This is a genomic window from Aquimarina algiphila (assembly GCF_007489275.1).
Taxonomy (GTDB): domain Bacteria; phylum Bacteroidota; class Bacteroidia; order Flavobacteriales; family Flavobacteriaceae; genus Aquimarina; species Aquimarina algiphila.
The window spans coordinates 1-3,699 of sequence record NZ_VLNR01000141.1; the positions used below are offsets into that span (position 1 = coordinate 1).

8 protein-coding genes are annotated in these 3,699 nt (G+C 36.5%); all 8 read left to right on the top strand.

Features of this window, described 5'->3' with window-relative positions:
• The first annotated feature begins 117 nt into the window (after positions 1-117).
• The 8 genes from FOF46_RS30445 (at position 118) to FOF46_RS30475 (ending at position 3,289) form a co-directional block, all read left to right on the top strand.
• Positions 118-741: a DUF3164 family protein gene (locus tag FOF46_RS30445; RefSeq protein WP_143919185.1), complete on the top strand. Its 624-nt coding sequence runs from the start codon at positions 118-120 to the stop codon at positions 739-741.
• Between the two features lie 13 nt (positions 742-754).
• Positions 755-1,126 carry a hypothetical protein gene (locus FOF46_RS30450; RefSeq protein ID WP_143919186.1) on the top strand — a complete coding sequence of 124 codons (372 nt, stop codon included), beginning with the start codon at positions 755-757 and terminating at the stop codon, positions 1,124-1,126.
• Between the two features lie 203 nt (positions 1,127-1,329).
• Positions 1,330-1,509 carry a hypothetical protein gene (locus FOF46_RS30455; RefSeq protein ID WP_143919187.1) on the top strand — a complete coding sequence of 60 codons (180 nt, stop codon included), beginning with the start codon at positions 1,330-1,332 and terminating at the stop codon, positions 1,507-1,509.
• 234 nt (positions 1,510-1,743) lie between these two features.
• On the top strand, positions 1,744-2,076 hold the full coding sequence (locus FOF46_RS30460) for a hypothetical protein (protein ID WP_143919188.1): 333 nt from the start codon (positions 1,744-1,746) through the stop codon (positions 2,074-2,076).
• A 7-nt stretch (positions 2,077-2,083) separates the two neighbouring features.
• Positions 2,084-2,311: a hypothetical protein gene (locus tag FOF46_RS30465; RefSeq protein WP_143919189.1), complete on the top strand. Its 228-nt coding sequence runs from the start codon at positions 2,084-2,086 to the stop codon at positions 2,309-2,311.
• The gene (locus FOF46_RS31980) at positions 2,308-2,463 is read left to right on the top strand and encodes a hypothetical protein (RefSeq protein WP_167572020.1); all 156 of its coding nucleotides are present in this window, start codon (positions 2,308-2,310) and stop codon (positions 2,461-2,463) included. The genes FOF46_RS30465 and FOF46_RS31980 overlap by 4 nt, the downstream gene beginning before the upstream one ends.
• Positions 2,464-3,021, top strand: coding sequence for a hypothetical protein (locus FOF46_RS30470; RefSeq protein WP_143919190.1), 558 nt, complete (start codon positions 2,464-2,466; stop codon positions 3,019-3,021).
• A gap of 13 nt (positions 3,022-3,034) precedes the next feature.
• Complete coding sequence (locus tag FOF46_RS30475) at positions 3,035-3,289, top strand: hypothetical protein (RefSeq protein WP_143919191.1); 255 nt, start codon at positions 3,035-3,037, stop codon at positions 3,287-3,289.
• Positions 3,290-3,699 lie beyond the last annotated feature (410 nt).

Below are 3,699 nucleotides of genomic sequence, written 5' to 3' on the forward strand. Positions count from 1 at the left end.
TCCATATCACTATAATTTAAGTTGGCTGCTCAAATATAGTGATTTTCCTGCCACGGCTTAGCGTGGTTTCGACACCACGGCAGGAGCTAGTAATACAAATAATTTAAAACACTCATAATGACCATAAAACAAACATCGAAAGATAAGTTTTGGTATGATGAAAGTGGGCAGGCCATCCCCTACAACAGAACTACCAAAACGGAGCGGTTAATGGAGCGCCGTAGTTCACAATTATTGAAAGATGCTGAAGGTATCCACCATAAACTGTCAGATTTTAAAGCAAACATCAACCTTATTTGTAGAGAGGTATACGAAACTTTCATGAAAGACAAAGGCCTTATTCAGGAAAACCGAAAAGGCAACTTTACCTGGTTCAACTTTAACCGTACTATTAAAATAGAGGTTAGTGTTACTGACCGTATTGAGTTTGATGACCTTACCATCCAGGCAGCAAAAGAGAAATTCCACCAGTTTTTAGATACCAACATCAGTAGTAATGATGAATTTATCAAGCAAATGGTATTAGATGCCTTTGAGACTTCAAAAGGTAAACTGGATACCCGTAAGGTGTTTGATTTGATCCGATACAAAACCAAGATCAAAAAACCTTTGTTTCAACAGGCTGTACAACTATTACAGGAAAGCATTCGCAGGCCAGAGAGTCGCACCTACTTCAGGGTATGGTTAAAAGATGAAAATGGCAAATACAATAACGTTGATCTTAATTTTTCAAGCATTTAAAACCACTTAAACTATGAAACTACTAGACAATTATTCCCGATTAAACAACATGATCGTAAGCCAGGGACTTCGAGTAGCTACTGGAGACTCCGCAAGCTTGTACATGTTGTACAAAAAACTGGAAAAGCGTGTAAAAATGCATTCAAAAAAGCTATTGGCACAATACTCTATTGATAATTGTAATGATACCATTACTAAATCCCAATGGAATAAAGTTAAACGGTACCTGGAGGTTACAGAACACAAATGTATCACCCGTTTAGATGCTATCAAAAGCATCAGTAAAATGAAAGAATACATTGCTATTGAGGATACTAATACCCTTATATACGAAGTAACTGGTCGTAATGTAGCTATAAGAATACAAACCCTTATTTCAAAATAATATGAATGTATTTGATCTAATATATAAGGGGTTAAGCTATGTGATTATGTTCCCTTGGGTATGTGTTAAAGGCTTTGCCTTTGTTGTATTTATAACCTGCCTTTCTGTTTTAGCCCTTCTTTATATGCTTATCACATGGGATATAAGCGGTATTTATCTATTGTATAAATACCATTTAAACAAAGAATTAAAACTCCTTTGGAATGCGCACTAAACGGGAAAACAGAAGATACTACCTGCACCGTATGATCCGTAAAAAAGGGATCAGGTATAGCCCAACAGAACACACGGTGTACTGGGGTTGGAACCATGACATGAATGATATACATGTAGCGCAGTTACAACAGGAATATAGCTACAGTATACAGACAGAAATACAATAAAAATATTCCTTTCCCTGGTAGTTGGCAGGCGATCCGGTTCGAGGCCGGTAAGGAAAACAAAACATAAGAACGGGTTGGGGCTGAAGCTCCTTAGCAGAACGGTTCGGGGTTTAGCGATTTTTCCCTCGTTAAATAAGGCTGTGACAGGTAGTGTTTATCCGTCAAAGCTACCACCAACCTGAGTAGTTTAGTCGTTACAGGTGTACCCGTTCACATGAGGCACGGCGCGCTTAAGTGCCGTGCTTTTTAAAACAAACCATTATGAGAAGTAAAGCAATACAGGAAAATACAGAGATCGTACTGGCAAAGAAAAAGTTACGAAGCCAGGTACTGACCATTGCCACTAGAACCGGGATTCATGATACCAATGACTGGGAGAAGTTTAACCGTTTTATGTTGCATAATAGTGTGTGCAAAAAGTCGCTAAACCTTTATAATCTGGAAGAACTGGAGGAGCTTGTTTTACAGTTCAGGGCGTTGGAGCGCAATTATAATAAATCCGCTGATAAAACAGGTACCAAAGCATGGGCACATAAATGGGGGTTGCCATCCACATCAAACAACTAATTACAATATGGCTTACAATAAAAAAAACTATTACAAACGTGTTATTGAAATACAGGAGCTCACCAAAGAGTATCAGGCTATTGGCCTAACCAATACTAAAATATTTAATGAACACATTAAGGATCAGTATTTTATTTGTAAGCGCACTTTTGATGAGTATTTGGGAGTACCTGCAAAAAGAGAATTAAACCGATTATTAGAAATAGAAAAACAACAATTTAACCTATTTGAATGAGAGGATTTACAGTGATAGGAAAAGAAAGAACAGACAGGCATTTAACGTATAAAGAAATGAGGTTAAAAGAGGCTTTGTATCGTGGATTAGGACAAGATTACAGTATTATTTATCCAGATCGAACGCTAATAAATGTAAAAATTATAGGCTAAATGACAACGCATTATCATGCACATATCATTGCAATAGAAACCAAAGTAAAAATTACCTATAACAATGGTAGTTTTAAACGTTTTGAGATCGTAAAAAAAGGGAAGTTAGCTCCTAATCACCTCTTAAATATAGGTCGTATTATACCTATAAAAGAACAGGATTTAACCCGTTTTATATTAGAAAAAGAAGGAAAAGTAATCTATTCCAAGATTGAAAAACAGGTAAGTCTATATGCTGAATATACTACCGTTTGGTTTGATTTTTACCGCAATTTCATGGGGATTGAGCCCAATTTCACCAAGATAGACGGTGCTAACCTGAAGAAGATCATGGATTATTTAGGAAAGATCACCAATGATTCTTCAGCATCCCTGGAGCTTTGGAAAGCCATGTTGGCCAATTGGGATAATATGGATGATTTTCACAAGAACAATACAGATATCAAATACATATACAGTCAAATCAATAAAATATTAAGTAATGTCAAAAGGATTAACGAATCAGCATACGGGGGAGTTAGCAACGATGAGTTACAATCAATTGTTAACGAATTATAACCCTCTCAAGTGTTTGGTGTTTTATCGAAATGCCCATACCGTCTCCCTGGCTCTAAATGCTGACGCTCCAAAACTCAGTATGCTTGCCAAACAATTTGGTGAGGGTAAAGTAATGGAATATATAAAAGTATGGTTAGTCGACCTTAATAAATCCTTAGAGCTAAAAAACGGTCTTAAAGCCTTTCAGATCAACCAAATTGCATTTGCAATTACTGATAAATACCGTAGTGGAGATTCCTATGAAATTGACCCGGGTATTCCTGTTTAAATAGAGCATAGCAAAACAGTTCCCAAAAGCGTGTTTATTTCAGTGTTAAAATNGCCAAACAATTTGGTGAGGGTAAAGTAATGGAATATATAAAAGTATGGTTAGTCGACCTTAATAAATCCTTAGAGCTAAAAAACGGTCTTAAAGCCTTTCAGATCAACCAAATTGCATTTGCAATTACTGATAAATACCGTAGCCTGAATTTAGCAGAATTGAATTTAATCTTTAAGAGTGCCAAATATGGTGAGTATGGTGATATCATGCGAATTTCCATACCTACGGTGGAAATTCTTGCCAAACTGACCCACCTATTCCTATTATATTGACCCAGTAAATCCTATTTAAACTGACCCACCTATTCTTGTTTAAATTGACCCACCCCCAAAAGTGTGTGTATTAAATAACTTGTA